Below are 548 nucleotides of genomic sequence, written 5' to 3' on the forward strand. Positions count from 1 at the left end.
AACACACGCACCGGATCACCCAGCAGCGCCTGTACCCCCGCTTCCGCCGACAGCGCCGCCACCACGCCCTTAGCCAGAACGCCCGCGAAATCCGTCATCGCACCCGCTCCAGTTCCAGCTTCACACGCCCCGCAGCCTCCGACGTATCCACCATCACCAGCGACCACTCCGCGCCCGAAAACCTCAGTCGCAGACCTTCCTCCAACCTAGGATCCGCTCGCGCCTCGGCCCTCAGCGTCTCAACCACCACCGCAGCCTCCGCCTCGCCCTTGGTCGTCCGACGTCGCGCCCCCAGCTTCAGCCAAACCGACCCGACCGCCTCATAGAAGACCGCCACGCCCCCCTGCGCCGTGCGCGTTTCCGCACCCCGCCAAACCGTCGCTAAAACCCTCAAAGGCGCACCACCCGATAAGGCGCAATCCACGCCTCCACCGGCGCAACATCCATCGCCTGCTCACCCCGCTCATACGCCCGCAGCACCAGCATCAGCACCGCTAGCCTCAACGGTGCCGGCGACGTCGAAGTCAGGCTCAACCCCACCTCCCCCG

1 protein-coding gene is annotated in these 548 nt (G+C 67.5%); it reads right to left on the reverse strand.

From position 1 onward, the window contains the following. Nucleotides 1–94 precede the first annotated feature (94 nt). The gene (locus tag OB03_RS14440; RefSeq protein WP_242913749.1) at nucleotides 95–337 is read right to left on the reverse strand and encodes a phage head-tail adapter protein; all 243 of its coding nucleotides are present in this window, start codon (nucleotides 335–337) and stop codon (nucleotides 95–97) included. Between the last annotated feature and the right edge of the window lie 211 nt (nucleotides 338–548).

It is taken from the genome of Brevundimonas sp. GN22, from assembly GCF_054824005.1.